The sequence below is a fragment of the Chitinophaga pinensis DSM 2588 genome (assembly GCF_000024005.1).
In the GTDB taxonomy this organism is placed as follows: domain Bacteria; phylum Bacteroidota; class Bacteroidia; order Chitinophagales; family Chitinophagaceae; genus Chitinophaga; species Chitinophaga pinensis.
In genome coordinates this window covers 6,142,533-6,163,147 of the sequence record NC_013132.1, presented here as the reverse complement: position 1 = coordinate 6,163,147, position 20,615 = coordinate 6,142,533, and the positions used below count along the sequence as shown (strand labels likewise).

Below are 20,615 nucleotides of genomic sequence, written 5' to 3'. Positions count from 1 at the left end.
AATTTTAGCCCAGTAGGAGTGTGTAGGACAGTTGCCCCATGGTGTTTGTTTAAATTTGAAAGGTTCCACGAATAAAACAAACAATTCCACATTTATGCAAGCTATTTTAGGTGTATTCTTTCATTTTATCGGAGGTTTTGCCTCGGGCAGTTTTTATATCCCTTTCAAAAAAGTGAAAAACTGGTCCTGGGAAAGTTACTGGATCGTTGGAGGTTTCTTTTCCTGGTTGATCGTGCCTTTCCTGGCTGCCTGGATCACTGTGCCGGACTTTCTGAGCATCATCGGTGCGACAGATGGAACAACGCTCTTCTGGACGTATTTTATGGGTGTATTGTGGGGTATTGGTGGTCTGACTTTTGGGCTGGCGATGCGTTATCTCGGCATGTCGCTGGGGATGTCAGTTGCATTAGGATATACTTCGGCATTCGGGTCACTGATTCCACCGGTATACCGGGATATTTTCACAAATGATACAGAACATACTTTTTCCAATATGATCCAGAGTCCAGGCGGACTACTGGTTTTATCCGGCGTAGCCGTATGTCTGATTGGTATTGCGATTTGTGGCGCTGCAGGTGTGATGAAAGAACGGGAGCTGTCTGACGAAGCAAAAAAGCAAAGCATCAAGGAGTTTAATCTGCGTAAAGGGCTGATCGTGGCCACTGTTTCGGGTGTGCTGAGCGCCTGTTTCAATTTTGGGATAGAAGCAGGTAAGCCAATGGCGGCTATTGCTATAGAGCAGGGTAGTAATCCGCTGTTTCAGAACAACGTCATTTTTGTGGTATTGCTGTGGGGGGGATTGACGACTAATCTGTTCTGGTGTATGATCCTCAATGTACGAAACAGGACTTTCGGCGATTATGTAAATAAAGACACTCCGCTGGCGGGCAACTACTTCTTTGCCGCCCTGGCAGGTACCACCTGGTTTTTCCAGTTCTTCTTCTATGGTATGGGTGAAAGTAAACTGGGGAATGGCGCCAGTTCCTGGATCTTACATATGGCGTTCATTATCATGATATCCAGCCTCTGGGGCATAACCCTGAAGGAGTGGAAAGGCGTAAGCCGTAAAACATTTGGGACAATACTGCTAGGTGTATTGACCATCTTTTTGTCTGTGATGCTGGTCGGATATGGTAACTCTATCTGATACAGCAAGAGAATCATTGTAATTCATTTAAACAAGAATATATGTCGGTTTCTTCCTTAACAAATTTCAAACACGTAAGCTATCTCTGGGATGAACAGAAGGCCGCAGCATTGGCGGGGGATGAAGTAGCACTGCTGATTTACCGTTCTAACCTGCTGGGAGCCGATTTAAGGCTGACGAACTATGGTGGCGGTAATACTTCCTGTAAGGTAATGGCCAGAGATCCGCTTACTGGTAAACAAACGGAAGTCATGTGGGTAAAAGGTTCCGGCGGAGACCTCGGAACACTGAAACGCAGTGGCCTGGCTGCTTTATATGTCGACAGACTGCATAGCCTCGAAAACATCTACAGGGGAATAGAGCATGAAGATGAGATGGTGGAACTGTTCAATCACTGCATCTTTGACCTGAGCTCAAAAGCACCTTCTATTGATACGCCATTACACGGTTTTCTGCCGTTCAAACATATAGATCACCTGCATCCTGATGCTGCTATCGCGATTGCTGCAGCGAAGGATGGTAAACGTATCACGCAAGAGTTATTTGGTGGTACAATTGGTTGGGTACCCTGGCAGCGTCCGGGTTTTGATCTTGGTCTGCAACTGAGGCAATGCCTGCAGGATAATCCAGGTATCAGAGGTATTATGCTGGGTTCACATGGTCTGTTTACCTGGGGAGATACCGCATACGAAAGCTATATCAATACCCTGGAAGTGATTGAGCGTTGTGCTGCTTACCTGGAAGAACATTATGGCAAAAAAGGACCCGTATTTGGCGGTGCGCGTATTAGTGCTCCGGATGCGGAAGTGCGTAAGAAACAGGCAGCTGCACTGGCGCCGGTATTACGTGGACTCTGCTCTGGTCATACACGCATGGTAGGACATTTCACGGATGATCCGCGCGTACTGGAATTTATCAATTCAAAAGACCTCGACAGATTGGCTCCACTGGGTACCAGCTGTCCGGATCACTTCCTGCGTACGAAGATTAGTCCGCTGGTATTGCCATTAGATCCTCAGGCTTCGCTGGAAGACGTAGCGGCAGTCAAGCAACAGCTGGAACCGTTGTTTGCCGCCTACAGGGCGATGTATACCGACTATTACAGCACCTGTCGTCATCCGAACAGTCCGGCTTTACGTGATCCTAACCCTGTAGTGATCCTTTATCCGGGCATTGGTATGTTTACTTTCTCAAAAGACAAACAGACAGCCAGGGTGGCAGCGGAGTTTTATACCAATGCAATTAACGTCATGAAGGGCGCAGAGGCGATCTCTGAATATACCGCTTTGCCCAGACAGGAGGCTTTTGATATTGAATACTGGTTGCTGGAAGAGGCGAAGTTACAGCGTATGCCAAAGCCGAAGGCATTGTCTGGTCGTATCGCATTGATTACCGGTAGTGCAGGTGGTATCGGAAAGGCGATTGCAAAGAGATTTGCCGATGAAGGCGCATGTGTGATCATTAATGATAATGATGCCGGCCGACTGCAATCTGCAAAAGAAGAATTTACTAAACAGTACGGAGCAGATGTTTTTACAACGGCTGTGCTGGACGTCACAAAGGCGACAGATATACATGCGGCTTATGAGGTGGCCAGCCTGGCATTCGGCGGCGTTGATATGGTGGTGAATTGTGCCGGTTTGTCGATTTCCAAACCATTAGAGGCGCATACGGAGAAAGACTGGGATCTGTTGTATGATGTACTGGTAAAAGGTCAGTTCCTGGTAACACAGCAGGGCGTGGAAGTAATGCGTAAACAGGATCTTGGCGGAGACGTCATTAATATCGTCAGCAAAAATGCATTGATGAGTGGTCCGAATAATGCAGGCTATGGTTCTGCGAAAGCTGCTCAGTTACATCTGAGCCGTCTGAATGCAGCAGAACTGGGTAAAGACGGTATACGCGTGAATGTGATCAACCCGGATGCTGTTATTGCAGATAGTAAAATATGGGAAGGCGACTGGGCTGCCGGTCGTGCGAAAGCGTATGGTATTACGGTGGAAGAACTGCCGGGTTACTATGCGAAACGTACCCTGTTAAACCAGGTGATCCTTCCTGAAGATATTGCCAGCGCCTGCTTCGCTGTTACCGGTGGTTTGCTCGGCAAATCAACCGGCAATGTGATCAACGTAGATGGCGGTGTTGCGGCGGCATTTGTAAGATAATGTCATAAGTTCTTCAGTTACATCCCTTAACATTGAGACAACACATGCTTCTGGTTTCTACCAGAGCGGCATGTGTTGCCAATGTGAGGAGATTTGCCGCTACTAACGAAAAACTTTTCCTAATTTACTCATGACCCAAACCACCCGTTATGAATATAGAAAAATTCCAGGCCGCTGCTTTTAATGATTTCCATATACAGGCACATGAGCGCAATTTTGAGCATGTTGCAGCGAATGTTCCCGACATACAGAACCTCATTCAGAAATTACAGGATTTCCAGGTAGCGATTCCCAGTTGGGCACTGGGTACAGGTGGTACCCGTTTTGGCCGTTTCTCCGGAGGTGGGGAACCGCGTAATCTTGAAGAGAAAATCTCCGATATCGGCATATTACACGCACTGAACAGAAGCAGCGGGGCTATTTCTCTGCATATCCCCTGGGATATTCCGGAGAATGCAGCCAGCATTAAAGCATTGGCAGCGCAATATGACATCCGTTTTGATGCGGTTAATTCCAATACTTTCCAGGACCAGGCGGATCAGGCGCATAGCTATAAATTCGGCTCCCTGCATCATGTAGACAAGGCTGTCCGCAAACAGGCCATAGAACATAACATTGAAGTGATCAGATATGGCGTAGAACTTGGATCCAACGCGCTCAGTCTCTGGCTGGCAGATGGTTCCTGTTTCCCTGGTCAGCTGAATTTCAGAGGCGCCTTCAAACGTACGCTGGATAGTTTACAGGAGATTTATGCGGCATTACCGGATGCCTGGAAATTATATATCGAATACAAGGCATTTGAGCCTAATTTTTACTCTACCACCATCGGTGACTGGGGACAATCCCTGCTTTTCGCGAATAAGCTGGGTCCTAAAGCGTATACGCTGGTTGACCTGGGACATCATCTGCCGAATGCCAATATTGAGCAGATCGTTTCCCTATTGCTGATGGAAGGCAAACTGGCCGGTTTCCACTTCAACGATTCCAAATACGGTGATGACGACCTGACTGTAGGTAGCATCAACCCTTATCAGCTTTTCCTGATCTTCAATGAACTGGTGGAGGGAATGAATGCCCGTGGTATGAACCATGCGACTGACCTGGGTTGGATGATCGATGCTTCTCATAATGTGAAAGATCCGCTGGAAGACCTTTTACAATCCGTTGAAGCCATCATGATCGCGTATGCACAGGCGCTGCTGGTAGATACAAAAGCATTACAGACCGCCCAACAGAACAACGATGTGGTGGCAGCACAGGAAATATTACAGGCTGCTTACCGCATGGATGTTCGTCCGCTGGTAGCGCAGGCACGTCTGCAGGCAGGAGGTGTTTTACAACCTGTTGCGTTCTATCGTGAGTTTAAGATAAGAGAACAGCTGATTAAAGAAAGAGGGCTGAAGACCGTTGCTACAGGACTTTAGTCAATTAGGAATTAGGAATTACGAATTAGGAATTATGCATACAAATAAGAGAAGAGGATAGAATTTTCTTCTACGATTTCTGGTCAGGGCATTTACAATTGACTTGTCAGCTTCCTAATTTGCCGGTTCCCGGTTCCTACGGCTGAATTCCTAATTCTTAATTCCTAATTCCTAATTTCTCAATGAGATGTATTGCAATACTTGACATTGGCAAAACCAACAAGAAAGCCTTTCTCATAGATGAACACTACCGGATAGTCCGGGAGAGTGGGACCTGTTTTCCTGAAATAAAAGACGAAGATGGTGATCTGTGTGAAGATATTACGTTGCTGACCAACTGGGTAAGGGATAGTCTGCGTGAACTGGTTTCCTTACCGGAATATACGGTAACAGCGATCAATTTCAGTACTTACGGCGCCAGTATGGTCTACCTGGATGAGGAAGGGCATATACTGGCGCCTCTTTATAATTACCTGAAACCATTTCCCCAGGGGATGCAGGAGGCGCTCTGTGCCGGTAGTGGTGGATTGGATAAGGTATGCAGTGATACAGCTTCACCCGCATTGGGCAGTCTGAATGCCGGATTACAGCTGTACCGGATCAAACAGACAAAGCCTGCGCTGTTTGATAAGATCAGGTATGCATTGCACCTGCCACAGTATATCAGTTTCCTGGTGACGGGACAGCCGCTATCGGATATTACCAGTGTCGGATGTCATACGATGTTGTGGGACTTCTCACAACAGCGCTATCATGAGTGGGTGCTGAAAGAGGGACTTACGGAAAAGCTGGCACCGATATTTCCCGGGAACAGGGTCTTGCCAGCCACTATTGAAGGAAGTAATTATATGGCAGGTGTCGGACTGCATGACAGTTCTGCGGCATTGATCCCTTATTTATCCAGCTTTTCTGAGCCATTTGCCCTGATCTCGACAGGCACCTGGTGTATTACCCTCAATCCGTTCAATAATAACCCCTTGACGCCCGCCGAATTAGCGGCCGACTGTCTCTGTTATCTCACCTACGAAAATCGTCCTGTAAAGGCCGCAAGGCTGTTTGCCGGCAACGAACATGAGCAGGAGGTGAAAAGGCTGGCAGAATATTATCAGACACCGGTAAATTACTACCAGCAAGTCGTATTCGACCCTGCTATATTTGCTCAATTGCTCGCGGTAGCGCCGCAACACCAAACACCTGTACATGGTACAGGTCTGTTGCAGTCCTCCCGCTTTGCAGAAAGGCCATTGACTGACTTTATCAGTTATGAGATTGCTTACCACCGTTTACTGATGGATATCATGGAACAGCAGCAGTTTTCTTCATCGCTGGTATTGGCAGACACGCCGGTAAAACGGATTTTCGTGGACGGTGGTTTTAGCAGGAATACGGTATATATGCATCTGCTGGCAGCAGCATTCCCTCATATGGAAGTGTACGCCGCCTCAGTAGCCCAGGCTACAGCAGTAGGAGCCGCTCTCGCTATCCACAGGCACTGGAATACCCAACAATTACCGGCTGACCTGGTAGAGATGAGACACTATAGCCACGGCTCGATTTATATTTGAACAAGATGAAAGTAGGACTATTCATACCATGTTACATCGACCAGTTTTATCCACAGGTAGGTATCGCCACGTTATCGCTACTGGAGAAACTGGGTTGTGAAGTGGTATACCCGCAGGGACAAACCTGCTGTGGTCAACCCATGGCCAATTCCGGATTCGAACACCTCACTTCCGGTTGTAATACACTTTTCGTAGACCATTTCCAGGATTTTGACTACATCGTTGGTCCTTCCGGTAGCTGCGTACTGCATATCAAAGATCATCTGCATGTACCTGAACGGGAAGACCAAGCCACGCATATCCGCCAGCGCATTTACGAACTGGCCGAATTCCTGACGGATGTACTCAAGGTGGAAAGGCTGCAGGCCAGATTCCCTCATAAGGTAGGCATTCACCAGAGTTGTCACGGACAACGTGGTTTAGGACTCTCCCAGATGAGTGAGCTCGTGGCGGAGCCTTTTTCCAAACCACAGCAGTTATTGCAGATGGTAGAAGGACTGGAACTGGTCGAGCTCAAACGTAAGGACGAGTGCTGCGGGTTTGGCGGTACCTTCTGTGTGTTTGAAGAAGCCGTTTCGGTGAAGATGGGGAAAGACCGTATTACGGATCACGTCAATAATGGCGCTGAATATATCACCGGAAATGATGTGAGTTGCCTGATGCACCTGGAAGGGATCTTACGCAGACAGCAGAGCAATGTGAAGGTGCTGCATATGGCGGAAATCTTAAATGCTAGTATAGACTAATCAATTAGGAATTAAGAATTAGGAATTGTTCTATAACACCCCTAATTCTTAATTCCTAATTCCTAATTGTTTTCGATGGAACAGGATCATAAAGAACATTCACTGCTTGCTGAAGCCTTTAACGCCAATGAATCCCGTGTGGACTGGCATGATGAAACACTCTGGTGGGTACGGCAGAAACGTGACCGGATGGCCTGGAGCATTCCGGAGTGGGAGGAATTGAGGGAAGCGGCTTCCCGCATCAAACATAATGTGCTGGGTAATATGCATGATTACCTGCTTGAGTTTGAGACAAATGCGATTGCCAATGGCGCTGTAGTCCACTGGGCAGCTGATGCCGCCGAGCATAATAAGATCGTGCTGCAACTCTTACAGGAGCAGGGCGTGAAACGCATGGTGAAGAGTAAATCCATGCTCACGGAAGAGTGTCACCTGAATCCATATCTGGCAGAACATGGTATCGAAGTCATAGATACGGATCTGGGCGAACGTATTGTGCAGCTGGCAAAGGAGCCACCTAGTCATATCGTGCTGCCGTGTATTCATAAGAAGAAAGAAGAGATAGGAGAGTTGTTTCATGAACATCTGGGCACACCTGCCGGCAATGCAGATCCTAAGTTCCTGACAGCTGCTGCCCGTCAGCATCTCCGGAAAGAGTTTATTCAGTCAAGGGTCGCCATTACCGGCGTCAATTTCGCAGTTGCTGAAACGGGTGAGATGGTGGTTTGTACCAATGAAGGAAATGCCGATATGGGCGCTCACCTGGCGGACGTACATATTGCATGTATGGGTATCGAAAAGCTTATTCCACAGCGTAAACACCTGGGGGTATTTCTCCGTTTGCTGGCAAGAAGTGCGACCGGACAGCCCATTACCACTTACAGCAGTCATTTCCGTAAACCGAAAGCAGGACAACAGCTACATATCGTACTGGTTGACAATGGCCGTAGCCGTCAGCTGGGCAGGGAAGACTTCCGTAATTCCCTGAAGTGTATCCGTTGTGGCGCCTGTATGAATACGTGTCCTGTATATCGCCGTAGTGGTGGTCATAGTTACCATAATGCGATCGCCGGACCAATCGGTTCTATTCTGGCGCCTAACCTGGATATGAAAGATTATGCCGATCTGCCATTCGCCTCTACTTTGTGCGGTTCCTGTTCTAATGTTTGTCCGGTGAAGATCGACATACACCAGCAACTCTATAAATGGAGACAGGTGATCACAAAAGAAGGCTATACCAAAAAGACCAAGGCCGCAGGCATGCACGCCATGAACATTGTGCTGTCCAAACCAGGACTGTATAAGACAGCTGGAGGTGTAGGCCGCTGGGTGATGCGTACGTTCCCTGCCGTGGTGAACAATGGTATGAATCCATGGTATAAACAGCGCGAAATGCCGGCTCCTCCGAAAGAGTCATTTGCCGACTGGTATAAGAAGAACAGGAAATAAGCAGATTGTCCGGCAGTTATTCTCAATTATTAATTTGTAATTACGATATGTCACGCGAAGCGATACTCGCCGCTATAAAAAAGAATCAGCCTGAATACCAGGCATTACCAGATCTGTCAGGCTTCGGCCAGGCAGGCCCGGGAGATCCTGCTGCCTTTAAGAAGGTGGTGGAAACGCTCGGCGGGCAGGTATATGAAATCAACTCGTTCACAGAAATACAGGCACTCGTTGCAGCACATTATACTGATCTGAAACAGGTAGTAGCTATCAGAGAGGAATATCTCCCTGGCGCTGCTACGCAATGGCAGACAGGAGATGGCCGGCAGCTGGAGCATGTGGACCTTGCTATTATCCCCGGGCAACTGGGCGTAGCTGAGAATGGCGCTATCTGGGTGACGGAAAGTGAGATTGAAGTAAGAGTATTACCTTTTATCACGCAACATCTGGCGATTGTTATTGACAGTAAGGATATCCTGCCAACCATGCACGATGCCTATGCGCGTATTGGCGAGCCGTCGACTGGTTTCAGTGCGTTTATCGCCGGACCATCCAAAACGGCGGACATCGAACAGTCATTGGTATTAGGCGCGCATGGGGCGAAGAGTCTGACTGTCTTTATGATCAGATAACCCATCAATTTCCATGTTATGAAAATCGCTTTTAAAATGCAGTTAAAACCGGGCTGCATGGAAGAATACCGCAAACGCCATGATGCCATCTGGCCAGAACTGAAAGCGTTGCTGAAGGGCAATGGCGTAAGCGATTATTCTATTTTCCTGGATGAGGAAACCCATACTTTATTTGGCGTACAGCAGCAGATGGGGGAACAGTCTTCCCAGGACCTGGGAACCTTGCCCATTGTGCAACGCTGGTGGGCATATATGGCCGATATCATGGATACCAATGCAGACAATTCGCCTGTTACAAGACCATTGGTGCAGGTCTTTCACATGGACTGATTATTTTCTTTCCAGTATAAAGTGAATATCATCTATCACATCGCCTTCGCGTTTCGTACTGATATGGAGGTCGTAAGCCGCTTGCTGCGATTTTAGCTTCAGCTTTTTGAGCTGCGCCTTATCAGGTTGGATGACATAATTGCCCGGAGGCAGCCCCATATAGTTGAAATAACCATCTGATTCCGTCAATATGCATTTTACCAGGGTACTATCTGACCTGTAAATACAGATCTTGATACCGCCCTGTTCCTTCAAGGTAGCGTCTTCCCGCAGGCTGACACTCCCGGATACTTCTCCCATCACAGACACTGGTACATCGATACGACGTAGCTGATTCGGCTCTATTGTAATACGGATCGCAGGTTTACGGATCTGCCAGGATACACTTTCAAAACCCTTGGATTCCAGTTCGAACAGATAGGCTGCATATGGCTCCATATCGAGTATACAGATACTGGTATCTCTCAGACTGCGGATCATTCTTCCACCGTTATATTTCATTTGCAAGCCTTCCACTCTTGGTTCCCCTTTATCAAATTTTTCATTGTTATTGAGGTCGAGGAATGGTACGAATACTAGACCCCCTGAACCTACACTGGAGCGGTTGTGTGTACCTGAATAGCCGGAGGCGCCGTCATGAATGATACTACCCCTGGCTGATTCAACGAATGTTGTCAGGTTGTTGTTCCGCCAGAGGGAGAACCCGATCTGTGAAAAAGAGAAGTCGTAACGCAGACCGATACCGATATTGGTAATGTCGGTGCGATAATTCTTTTCGTAGGAAAAGTTCAGGTAGCCGTTTTTAAACAGGTACTTGCCTGCCTCACAGCGGACCGCCATAAAGCGGTTGCTGTTGTATTCATACTGCACCTGCGGCGTCAGCAGGATGTTGCCTGGTACCCGGAAGGTCAGGGCCAGATTGGTATATACAAAAGGTGTTTCGTCTTTGATAAAGATCGCATAGGTAGACAGACTGGTGCCCACTTTATAAAGAGCGCCCGACATCAGCCATTCAGTGGTGGTATAATAGGACCCTGGCAGAATGATCTGGTCGAGGGTCAGTCGCGTAAACATTGAGAAGTTCTTCGACGTAAAAGGCTTGGATATGATCGCTTTACGCTCTTCCAGCCAGTTATAGATGATGGCTGTCTGCCCTTTATTATACCGGGTATAGTTCAGTTCCGCCTGCAGGTTGTTCTGGGAGCGGTAACTCAGGATACCTCTCGATCGTACGCCATGGGTGTATTCGCCATAAAACAGGAGGTTGGATACCAGCCGGAGGGAAGCATTCACAAAAGGCAGCGTATTAGCCTTTCTGATCGAAGAAAGATACTCGACCCCTGCACCTACCGTAATTGTGTTTGTAAGACCGTAATTCGCCTGTATACGGGCTAATTTGCTGTTCACCGTATCTTCTGCCACACCGGCGCTGGCGGTATATTCAAATTCCTTCGCAGGAATGAAGTTGAAAGGGATGCTGATATTCTCTTCCTGGAAGCGTTCTTCTCCCCACGGACCATAGAAACGCAGTTTTATCTGTGAATTACCATACACCAGGGGGACCTGGAAGGTATAGAAGCCGGCGGCATCCGCTACTGTATAATCTACCAGTGCATTGTTGATATATAATTCCACGGTCCATCCCGGATCCGTGAAATTACTGAGTGTATAAGTGCCATAAGAGCGACGGTAGGTGGTAGGGGCATTCGTCACCTGGACACCCACTACCGGCGCGTAAAGGGAGGCGATAGTAGGAGTGAAGATCTTACCTAAAACGACCTGTCGCAGCCATTTTCTGTCGTTATTGACAAAGCGCAGGCGGTAGTATTGCTGGCGCTGGTCAAAAGGGCGGATGATGTTACTGTCCGGATGCGTCGGTTTCAGTTGCTGCCGTGCGAAGTTGTTATAGTTCAATGATACGGTGGCTTCTCCACCCGCAAAGGTGCCGCCCATGGTCAGATTGAACCAGGTATCATTGGTGCTTTGCAGTCGCTGGGTCGATACGACAGACCAGTCGGCCATACCGAATTTAAAGCGCTTATTGCTTCGGCCGATGGTGGTATCTGCGACAATATTCCCTTTGAGTTTGTTCAGGTTACGGTACATCAGCTGTTGCCGCATTTCCCTGATTGCCGGCAGTTCTACTTTGGATTCCACCTTTACAGATAAGCTGCGGAAGTTAAAATTACAGCTCAGCTGAAAGATACTGGCGAAATAGTCCGTACGCAGATACAGACCGGTTTCTGTTTTTACAAGGCCGTTTGCGCCAACTTTGAATACCTTATCCCGGAACCGGATCTGGTTATTTTTTTTATCAATCAGGAAGGCTGCATCCTGTGTGATAAAGAAGCCGGAAAGGGAGTCCAGTGTCTCAGAAGGCGTATTCCGGATCTTCAGGAAGTTGAACACATCCTGAACAGACAGATATGCGACTTCGTCCTGTACAACAGCAGGGATCTCGGCGCCGCCGACACCCTGTAATACAACCATAATAGAAGTTTCTTCATATTTGGGGTCTTCATCGTTATCGCCCTCTTTATCTCTGGCGGAAAGGGGGAGTGTACAAGCCGCCAGCAGCAGTATACAGACTGCTTTGCTGCAAAGCCGCTTCAATGGATTGGTATGGATAGTAATGCCTGTCATCAATGTGTTATTCCTGTATGAATGTGACCTGAAACACGCCGCTGTAATTGCCCGCGGGATTCGCCGGAGGTGGCCCCACTGTGAGGGTTCCTCCGATACGTACGATCGTGCGGGCTGGTGATGTAGCCGTAGCTATGAAAGGGGTGCCGGTACTGGCCGTCCCTATATGCAGGGATAAAAAGCCGCCGTTGCTGCCGGTCAGTGTCACATCCGGACCATTCATGATGGAAATGAGTGTGCCCGGATTTGCATCTACTTCAAAAATGGCGGGGGAGAATGGGTAACCCAGATTCGCCTGCACAATAGTCCCGGTTACAGATCGGGAGCCATCCGGATAAAGGATGACCGTACCGCCTGTGATACCCTGAAAGAATGCGCCGAAGATCAGTCCCTGCGCCGGATTGACGAACACAGAGATCGGTCGTGGAGGCGGTTCCTGCGCGCGAGCCACGCAAGGGGCCAGTAGCAGACCGCTGAAAAAAAGGTGATATATATGTTTGAATCTTCTCATCACACGGTTATTGGTTAGCGATAAACACTTTCTTCGATACCTGCTGTTTGTTTGCGTAGAAGGTGACGACGTAAATACCTCCGTTGTAATGTGACCCCAGCAGATAACGGCCATTGCCGGTATAGTCTTTTCGCAACAGTACCTGCCCGTTTACATTGCTGACTGTGATCGTACATTTCTCTCCGGGTATTTTGTCAAACTGAGCGTACAGATTATTGCCAGTCGCGTAAGCATGATAAAACGGTGTTTCAGCAGAGGTTGCGCCATCATCACCTGCTTTCAATACCAGGAAGAAACGGGTATCAAAACTTCCTTTACGCAGGAACAGCCGGTAGGGCGTCGTCTGATGCAGATCATGCGTTATGCCCGCCTCTTTATCGTACAGGTAGAAATGTCTGCCAGCCGGCATGCGCTCGATCAGTGGCATGGTAAAGCTGACGTATCCTTCCTGTTCAGTCGTGATACCCAGCGGGATCATTTCAGTACTATCTATGTCATTGGGCCATGCGGCAATTGATTGTCGTTCTGTGCCTGCCATGACATACAGATTAGGTACATGTTCGTCTGTATTGATAATTTTCAGGGCGTCAATGTCCTGTTCGAAATCTCTGGAATAGCTATTGTCGAAATAGATCACTGCCGGATCGGAAGGAGATCCTTCATCTGTAAAGCCCGCGCAAAGGCGCAGCAATGGTTCCGTCAGCGGTCTTTCCCTGTGGAAGTTAGGCGTGAGGTTATTGACCCTGGCGGTATTGTTGACCGTCAGCGTACCTGATACCGGGAATGTACCATTTGTCACGTGTACAAAGAAGCCCTGCATGGCAGGAACGATATTGTTAGCTACACCATCGCTGGATACGCCGTTGATGTAAGAGCTATAAGTACCGGTATATTGATTGGTTGTACCTGCATTGAAGTAATAAATTGCATTATCGACATTCACGCGTGTCCATCCACCGACTGCATCCCAGTCAACCGGCGACGGATAAGGATTCCCTACCAGGTTAAAGCCTTTGGTATAAGGCTGGTTATTGTTGGTAAGGGTAGGAGCTGTAATGGTACCGTTATTTACAGTACCAGTCATATCGAGGGTGACAGGGAACATGCTGGTACCCAGATTACCGGCATAGCCTACCATTGATGCAAGGATACCTGAAGCGGCTGTGTAGGATACCCAACCGGAAGAGGCCCTGTTTTCTATATAACGATAGAAAGACGGGAAGCTGGAATTCAAATTCACATCATCCGAAAACTCATTCACGGTAGCTGCGTTTAACGGCGAACTGAGATATACATAACCAAAGCTGTTCGGACGGTAACGCTGGATGGTGACGCTGCCCAATACGGAGCCGACACCGCTACCATCTATCAACGCCGTACGGGTAGCTGTGGACAATAAAGTCAGGTTGGTGCCTGTCACGAACAGACCTGCGGTGGCTTTCAGCACACCGGCAATATTGAGCGCTCCCTGTAGTGTTACACCCGCTACGTTGTTAGTTGTGAGGTTGAGCACTGTATTACCGGCAAAAGTATTTGCAGGTATTGTCTGGGAAGTGGAACCGGTCATTTCGATGCTGCCGTTGCTGGCGGTAAATGTACCGCTATTGGTGATTGCGCCGTAGATCTGTAAGGTACCGCCGCTGACGGTAACAGAAGCCCCGGTTTGTATGATCAGGTTGCCGGTCATTGCGGTACCCGTATTGATCAGCGGATAGTTGGTCAGACCTGTAGGGATCGTTGCGTTGGTTGTACTGACAGGTACCAGGTTATTGGACCAGTTGCCGGTCACGAACCAGTTAACACTTACAGCGCCCGTCCAGACGTTATCAGCGATTAGTTGTCCGACGGCAAGCGCCACACTTAAATTCGTCAGACCAGTAGCCTGTATGGAGGTTGGTAGCGGACTGGCGGTTGCTGGCGTCGTCCAGGCAGAGCCATTATAGCTCCCTACTTTGAAATTAGCCGTATTAGATCCTGCATCTACATCTGCTGCGTTCCAGTTCATCGTAACGGACGCAGTGGTAAAGCCAGTGCCTGTATTGGTGAATGACCAGTAGCGGTTGACGCTTCTGTTAGGATTCACCGGAGAGGTGGCAATATTAGGATGATCTGTTGGCGTGACTGTAGCCAGTATGCTGCCAGAGGTAGTCACATTGGCGAAAGTGATAGATGCAGGACTGTAATAAGTGGCATCACCCAGTTCAAAATTCCTGGTTGCACTACCGGTTGGAAAAGCTTTTTGTAGTCGGCCTATCACCCAGCCGGTAGATTGGGAGGCGCCGGTCACTGTACCGGTAGTAGGCTGAATCAGGGCGAATGTGCTGCCTGTATTGATCTTATTCAGGATGAAATTCAGGACACTGCTGACTGTCACGTTAGATTCGAGATTGATAATACCCGCTGATTTATTAACGGTCAGGTTATTAAATGCACCGGTAGAGGTGATAGTCTGCGTACCGAGGCCATTGAAATAAACCGTTGAACCGGTATTGGTATAAGTACCACTGCTCATTGTCCAGTTACCGCCGACCGTGTCCGTAAAACTACCCTGTACGAAAGTGCCGGTTGACAAGGTAAAGTCATTCAGAATTTTTAATACCGCAGATGCTGTTTTAGATCCTGTTGCAGAGATGACCAGGTTGCCATAAGGTGTAGCAGAGGAGATAGCCTGTGTACTGCCGCCATATTCTACGGTACTGAGCGTGTCCAACGTGTAGGTACTGAAGGCTGGTAAGGTTTGTGTACCACGCAGTATCAGGCGGGCATTGTCTTCAATTGTCAGTGAACCGGTCGCACTTGGTGTGATGGCAAATCCTGCTGCATCCAGTATTCCTGTCGAGATCGTGATATCATCTACCGCGGTGATAGCTTTAGCGAGGGTAGTTGTAACGCCGGGGTCTTTCTGGTTAGTGACCTGTGCCAGGTTGAATGAAGCAGCGGAACCGGTAATGACGGAAGGCAGGCCACCAGTCATGGTCAGGGCGCCTACCGTCCCATCATAGGTGCCGTTATTGGTGAAGTTATGGCTGACGTTATAGTCGGAAATAGCAGTGGTGGTACCCGTAATCGTCAGGTCATAAAAGGTAGTGTTCGGTGTACCTGTCAACTGTGCATCTGCTGCTGTCAAGGTAAACAGAGAGGTGCCACCGTTCAGTGTACCATTGCTTTCTACGTCACCACCTATTGTATATGTATAAGTACCTGCGTTGAAGACGGCATTGTTGGTGATCTGGAAATCTCCATTGACCGGCCAGTTCGAAGCAGGGGTTACACCGGACGTATTGGAGATCACAACGTGGGACAGGGCATTGGGGGTGCCGGTTACACTCATCGCACCGGTACCGCCGAATTGTACGGTCCCTGTACTGGTAAATGCGTTGCCGGCCAGTTTGATGGTTTGTGCCGCTGAGGGAATGAAGTTCATCGTACCGCTGCTGGTCACCGTACCATTGTTTGTGAATGAACCGAGCACATTATGCGTAGAAACACCGCCATTGAAAGTAGCGCCATTTCCGATGTTGAAAGCGATTCCGACGATCCAGCCAACGCTTGCCGTAACACCGCCGGTGTTATTGACGTTAAGTGTAGCGTAGGTGGGCGTACTGGTGGAGTTGAGCACAGGCGGTACAGTGCCGTTGAAATTGATAATGCCGCTGGAGTTAGACGTAATTGCATTGACAAAACGGATCGTCTGTAAGGTGGTACCGGTGAAGGTAGTGGTACCGGTGCTGGTAAGCGATCCATTGTTGGTCAGGTCACCATTTACAGTAGCTACTCCCGCACCTGCATTGAATGAGCCACCAGTGGCTATGGTCAGCAGACCGTTATAGGTAATGTCGCTGCTGCTGACGGTATAACTGCCATATATAGTCAGACGATTGAAGATAGTATTTCCTGTGATGGTTTTGGTAGGGCCATTGAGTGTGATCGTACTGGTAGCAGGAACGAAGGTGCCGCTATTGTTCCAGTTGCCATAGAGGTTGATGGTATAGGTTGCACCATTGAAAGTAGCGCCGCTGTTGATGGTCAGATCTCCGTTGACGGTGCAGGTAGCGGACAGTGTTTTTGTGCCGCCATTGCTGAAGATAAGATGACCGTACGGCACACCAGCAACCGCCTGTGCGACGGTTCCATTATAGTTGGTCGTACTGGTCGCGCCTAATGTATAGGTAGAATAGCCTGCAGGGAAATTGTTTGCCCCACCTGCCTGTAACGTAGCGCCATTCGCGAGTGTAAATGTACCGCCGGCTGAAGCCCTGTTGGCAGTAAAAGTAGACAGGTTCAGCGTACCGGTATTGACGGTCAGGTTACTGTTGAGCGGACAGTTGCCGGTTAGCGTAGCCGTTCCGGCGCCTTTGCTGATGATCAGGTTATTGAAAGTCGTGGCAGAGACGGTTTGTGTACCTGTACCATTTAACGTAACCGTACCACCGGAAGACGAGAAGGTGCCGCTATTGTTCCAGTTGCCGCCAACAGTTAGTCCGATGACCCCACTGTTCAACGTAGCACCGGAGGATATATTGACATTGCCCGTTACCGTAGTGGCAGCATTCATGGTCATGGAACCGCCGGTTATATTCAGGTCTCCTGCAACACTGGCTGTATTGCTTAACAATGCATCCCCGGCTGATTTGCCTATTTGCAGGTTATTATAGGCTAATCCTGCCACCGTCTGCGCACCGCTGCCATTATAGTTCACAGTCCCGGTGGCAGGTGTAAAGGTGCCATTGGTGTAGCTATAGTTGCTACCGATGTTCAGATTACCTGCACCGGAGAATATGATATTAGCGCCCCCGGATTGCGTCAGAGAACCACCTACAGTGACTGTTCCAGCACCGATGTTCAGGTTGATCGCATGTGCGGTAGTACCGTCGCTGAGGGCAAGGTCTCCGTTTACGGTGAGTGCCTGAGCGCCTGTGTTGATCGTATGGGTAACATTGGCAGACCATTTACCGGCAATATTACCCTGTGTGGTCAGACTACCTCCCGAAGCAAGAGTAAGCGTCGCTGCCTGTGTACTACCCAGGGAGATTGCTTTTACGGCTACAGCGGTGTTGATCGTCGGCTGATTGGTGAATGCTGCTGTACCAATTTCTACGATATCATTCGCGCCTGGCGGACGTGAAGGGCTACCCTGCACCACTGTCCAGTTGTTAGCATTAGACCAGTCGCTGCTCACAGATCCATTCCAGCGTACTACGTTTGAATTATCTGAGAAGGCCCAGCGGCCATTGATGGCCAGCGTAGCACCATATTCTACATAATTGGATGTTGTATTACCCGCCGTTCTGCCCTGGAATACCCAGCTGCTGCCACTGTTGTACCACAGGTTCATCGTGGACTCATTGTTACCGTTTAACTCGGCATCCTCATAGTGAAACCGGAGGGTAGTCAAACTAACTGTCAGACCAGTGCTGACCGTATATACGCGGTTAACGGCACTACCCTGCGGGAAGTCACTTACAGGGCCAATGGCGACAGAAACGGTGATGGCGCCTGTTAATGGAAGTCCCACAAGACTCAGCGTCGTATTCGGGCTCTCAAAGGCGTATATACCGCCTAGTCCGAAGGACTGTGTACGGCGTACGTTACCCAGAATGATCCCCGGTCCACTTCTATCCACCGTCATGTTGAAAATGTTAGTCCCGGTATTGATGGTACCGACATTCATGTTGACGGTAGCTACATTCACATCATTGTTCAGGTTGACCAGTGTCGACTGTAAGCTTTTGTTCAGGGTAAGAACGTTGAATGTAGTGACGCCGGTAATGGTAGATAGATTACTGCCTGTAAAAGTGAACGTACTTGTACCGGCGTTAAAGGTGCCGCTATTGACAAAGTCAATCAGTACCGTATGGCCAAAGGAACCTGCATTAAAGGTCGTTCCTGTTGCCAGTGTAAAATAGCTGGTCGTGATAGCTCCCGCCGCTGTTTTGACTGCGTTGCCGGAGAGTAATAGTTTGTTGTAGGTAAGGGCATTGATATTCTGTGCAGTAGTACCGTTGAAGTTGACCGTATTAGGTGCAGTAGAGGATACGTCCAGCGTACCCGCTGTAACAGTGAAAGTACCGGCTATACCGAGTACGGCATTGGTAGATAATTGAAGCGAAGTACCATTCAGCGTCACATTGAACAGATTGGCTGTACCATTGAGCGTACTGGTACCTGTGAAAGTAGCTGCGCCGGCGCTGGCACTGAATGTGCCGCTGACATCCAGTGTAGTGCCAATGAAAAAGGGGATGGCTGTAGTAACAGATCCTGGTATGATCAATGAACCAAATGTAATAGTACCTGCCCCTGAAATGGTTTTACTGGCGCCCTGCATCGTCACAGATCCGCCTGTGCCGGTAAAGGAGCCACTTACGGCAAGATTGCCTGTCAGTATGATACTGCTGGAACTGCTGACAGATCCGGATATTGTAAGGTTATCCAGTGTGATATTTGTTCCGGAGATGGTTTTGGTTGTACCTGTCATTGTCAGCGTACCACCTGACACATGTGTAAATACACCCGGACCGGTTGTCGCCAGGTTACCGGCGATAGTGACAGCCGTATTTGCGTTTGCAGTGATATTGGTGGCGGTGATATTGACGTTATTAAAGCCCTGTGTACCTGTACCGCTGATATTCGTACCGGGCCCGTTAAAATTCACGGTACCGGTGCTGCCGGAAAAAGTCCCATTGTTGGTCCAGTTGCCGCCGATGTCCAGTGTGAAACTACCGCCATTAAGCGTGGCACCGGCATCGACTGTGATGTTTCCTGTGACGATGATATTGGATGCAGCAGTGGAGCTTACGCTGGTCCCGGCTCCAGGAGTACAATAGAAATTACCAGCTACGGTAAATGCGGTCGCAGGCATCGTTTTGACGACAGCGCCACTGGCACTGGATAATGTCAGGTTCCCATAAGTTTCTCCGGAAACGGTCTGCGCGAGCCCGTTGTACTCGATCGTGCTTGTCAGTGCCAGCGAACGGGACGCAAAGTTAGCCGGAAAGGTACCTGTACCGCCAATCCGAAGCGTTGCCCCATTCGCGACAGTGACCGCTCCCCCGGCTACGGTGGTGCCTCTGTTCGCCGTAAAGGTGGAGAGGTTCAGGATGCCACTATTGACAACGATCATCCCCGATGTGCTGGTGGTAGCGTTCATCGCGTTAAGGTTGCCCGCCAGGGTTTTCACCAGTGCGCCACTGATGCGAAGGGTAGAGTAGGTGAGGTCATTCCGGACAGTCTGATTGACGGTTGTTGCGCTATAATCTACCGTACTGCCGGCAGAAAGGGTAGTCGTACTGGTAAGCGCATAATTGGTAGCGAAGGTCGCCCCTTTGACATGTAATACCCCTGTGGCGGTCACAGTAAGTGTACCGGCGCCGGATATCAGTGTCGTCGTGCCTTCCGGTGGAACCAGGTTGCCGCTGACAGAAAGCGCTACAATAACCGAAAAGTTAACAGCAGGAGTGACAGTAGCACCTGAGTTAATGGTCAGTCTCCTGAAGGAAATCCCACTACCACTGATACTTTGTGTAATTCCTGCCATGGTGATCTTGGAGGAGGTACTGGTGGTCGTATAGGTGCCGTTATTGACGAAGTCTCCTTTTACCGTAACGGTAACGCCTCTGTGCGAGATCGTACAGCCGCTGCCATTAGTGAGCGTACCGGATATGGTAATGGCTTTGGAGATGGTCAGTACCGGGTTTTTGGCACTGGTAACAAGTGTAAGGTTTCTACTGGCAGCAGTCGTAAGACTGATGGTAGGCTGGAAGGAACCTGTGAACGCAGCATCGCCGATAATGGCGTCTACAGATGCGGTAGGCACCCCCGCTGTCCAGTTGTCAGCAGTGGCCCATGCGGTGCTCACAGTGCCCTTCCAGCTTGTCGTCTGACCCCACACGGTAAGCGGCAGGCCGAGTGATAGAATAAGGAGCGTAAAACAAACAAGTGTAAATGTTCTGTCAGTATTCATGCGTTTTGTTATTGTTCAGGGCACATTACACGTATGCCGGAATAAT

11 protein-coding genes are annotated in these 20,615 nt (G+C 49.0%); 8 read left to right on the top strand and 3 right to left on the bottom strand.

What is annotated here, in order from left to right:
- Positions 1-94: 94 nt before the first annotated feature.
- The 8 genes from rhaT (at position 95) to rhaM (ending at position 9,455) form a co-directional block, all read left to right on the top strand.
- Entirely contained in the window at positions 95-1,147 is a 1,053-nt protein-coding gene (rhaT, locus tag CPIN_RS24425; RefSeq protein WP_012792527.1) for an L-rhamnose/proton symporter RhaT, read from the top strand.
- Between the two features lie 41 nt (positions 1,148-1,188).
- Complete coding sequence (locus CPIN_RS24420) at positions 1,189-3,312, top strand: bifunctional rhamnulose-1-phosphate aldolase/short-chain dehydrogenase (RefSeq protein ID WP_012792526.1); 2,124 nt, start codon at positions 1,189-1,191, stop codon at positions 3,310-3,312.
- Between the two features lie 149 nt (positions 3,313-3,461).
- A complete protein-coding gene (locus CPIN_RS24415) occupies positions 3,462-4,736 on the top strand; it encodes a sugar isomerase (RefSeq protein WP_012792525.1) in 1,275 nt (424 codons plus the stop codon).
- A 182-nt stretch (positions 4,737-4,918) separates the two neighbouring features.
- Complete coding sequence (locus CPIN_RS24410; RefSeq protein ID WP_012792524.1) at positions 4,919-6,301, top strand: FGGY-family carbohydrate kinase; 1,383 nt, start codon at positions 4,919-4,921, stop codon at positions 6,299-6,301.
- 5 nt (positions 6,302-6,306) lie between these two features.
- On the top strand, positions 6,307-7,047 hold the full coding sequence (locus CPIN_RS24405) for a (Fe-S)-binding protein (RefSeq protein ID WP_012792523.1): 741 nt from the start codon (positions 6,307-6,309) through the stop codon (positions 7,045-7,047).
- Positions 7,048-7,122: 75 nt separating this feature from the next.
- The gene (locus CPIN_RS24400; protein ID WP_012792522.1) at positions 7,123-8,496 is read left to right on the top strand and encodes a lactate utilization protein B; all 1,374 of its coding nucleotides are present in this window, start codon (positions 7,123-7,125) and stop codon (positions 8,494-8,496) included.
- Positions 8,497-8,543: 47 nt separating this feature from the next.
- The gene (locus tag CPIN_RS24395) at positions 8,544-9,125 is read left to right on the top strand and encodes a LutC/YkgG family protein (protein ID WP_012792521.1); all 582 of its coding nucleotides are present in this window, start codon (positions 8,544-8,546) and stop codon (positions 9,123-9,125) included.
- A gap of 18 nt (positions 9,126-9,143) precedes the next feature.
- The gene (gene rhaM / locus CPIN_RS24390) at positions 9,144-9,455 is read left to right on the top strand and encodes an L-rhamnose mutarotase (RefSeq protein WP_012792520.1); all 312 of its coding nucleotides are present in this window, start codon (positions 9,144-9,146) and stop codon (positions 9,453-9,455) included.
- Here rhaM and CPIN_RS24385 read toward each other — a convergent pair whose 3' ends face one another.
- Genes CPIN_RS24385 through CPIN_RS24375 form a run of 3 tightly spaced genes read right to left on the bottom strand, consistent with a single transcriptional unit; the run spans position 9,456 to position 20,569 of the window.
- Positions 9,456-12,098: a hypothetical protein gene (locus tag CPIN_RS24385; protein WP_012792519.1), complete on the bottom strand. Its 2,643-nt coding sequence runs from the start codon at positions 12,096-12,098 to the stop codon at positions 9,456-9,458.
- A gap of 7 nt (positions 12,099-12,105) precedes the next feature.
- The gene (locus CPIN_RS24380; protein WP_012792518.1) at positions 12,106-12,609 is read right to left on the bottom strand and encodes a DUF4402 domain-containing protein; all 504 of its coding nucleotides are present in this window, start codon (positions 12,607-12,609) and stop codon (positions 12,106-12,108) included.
- A gap of 7 nt (positions 12,610-12,616) precedes the next feature.
- Entirely contained in the window at positions 12,617-20,569 is a 7,953-nt protein-coding gene (locus CPIN_RS24375; RefSeq protein ID WP_012792517.1) for a DUF8693 domain-containing protein, read from the bottom strand.
- Positions 20,570-20,615 lie beyond the last annotated feature (46 nt).

Bases quoted from the DNA above. Each gene is read 5' to 3' on its own strand.
- CPIN_RS24415 (WP_012792525.1), top strand. From the start codon at position 3,462: ATGAATATAGAAAAATTCCAGGCCGCTGCTTTTAATGATTTCCATATA.
- CPIN_RS24420 (WP_012792526.1), top strand. From the start codon at position 1,189: ATGTCGGTTTCTTCCTTAACAAATTTCAAACACGTAAGCTATCTCTGG.
- CPIN_RS24385 (WP_012792519.1), bottom strand. From the start codon at position 12,098: ATGACAGGCATTACTATCCATACCAATCCATTGAAGCGGCTTTGCAGC.
- CPIN_RS24405 (WP_012792523.1), top strand. From the start codon at position 6,307: ATGAAAGTAGGACTATTCATACCATGTTACATCGACCAGTTTTATCCA.
- rhaM (WP_012792520.1), top strand. From the start codon at position 9,144: ATGAAAATCGCTTTTAAAATGCAGTTAAAACCGGGCTGCATGGAAGAA.
- CPIN_RS24395 (WP_012792521.1), top strand. From the start codon at position 8,544: ATGTCACGCGAAGCGATACTCGCCGCTATAAAAAAGAATCAGCCTGAA.
- CPIN_RS24400 (WP_012792522.1), top strand. From the start codon at position 7,123: ATGGAACAGGATCATAAAGAACATTCACTGCTTGCTGAAGCCTTTAAC.
- CPIN_RS24380 (WP_012792518.1), bottom strand. From the start codon at position 12,609: ATGAGAAGATTCAAACATATATATCACCTTTTTTTCAGCGGTCTGCTA.
- CPIN_RS24410 (WP_012792524.1), top strand. From the start codon at position 4,919: ATGAGATGTATTGCAATACTTGACATTGGCAAAACCAACAAGAAAGCC.
- CPIN_RS24375 (WP_012792517.1), bottom strand. From the start codon at position 20,569: ATGAATACTGACAGAACATTTACACTTGTTTGTTTTACGCTCCTTATT.
- rhaT (WP_012792527.1), top strand. From the start codon at position 95: ATGCAAGCTATTTTAGGTGTATTCTTTCATTTTATCGGAGGTTTTGCC.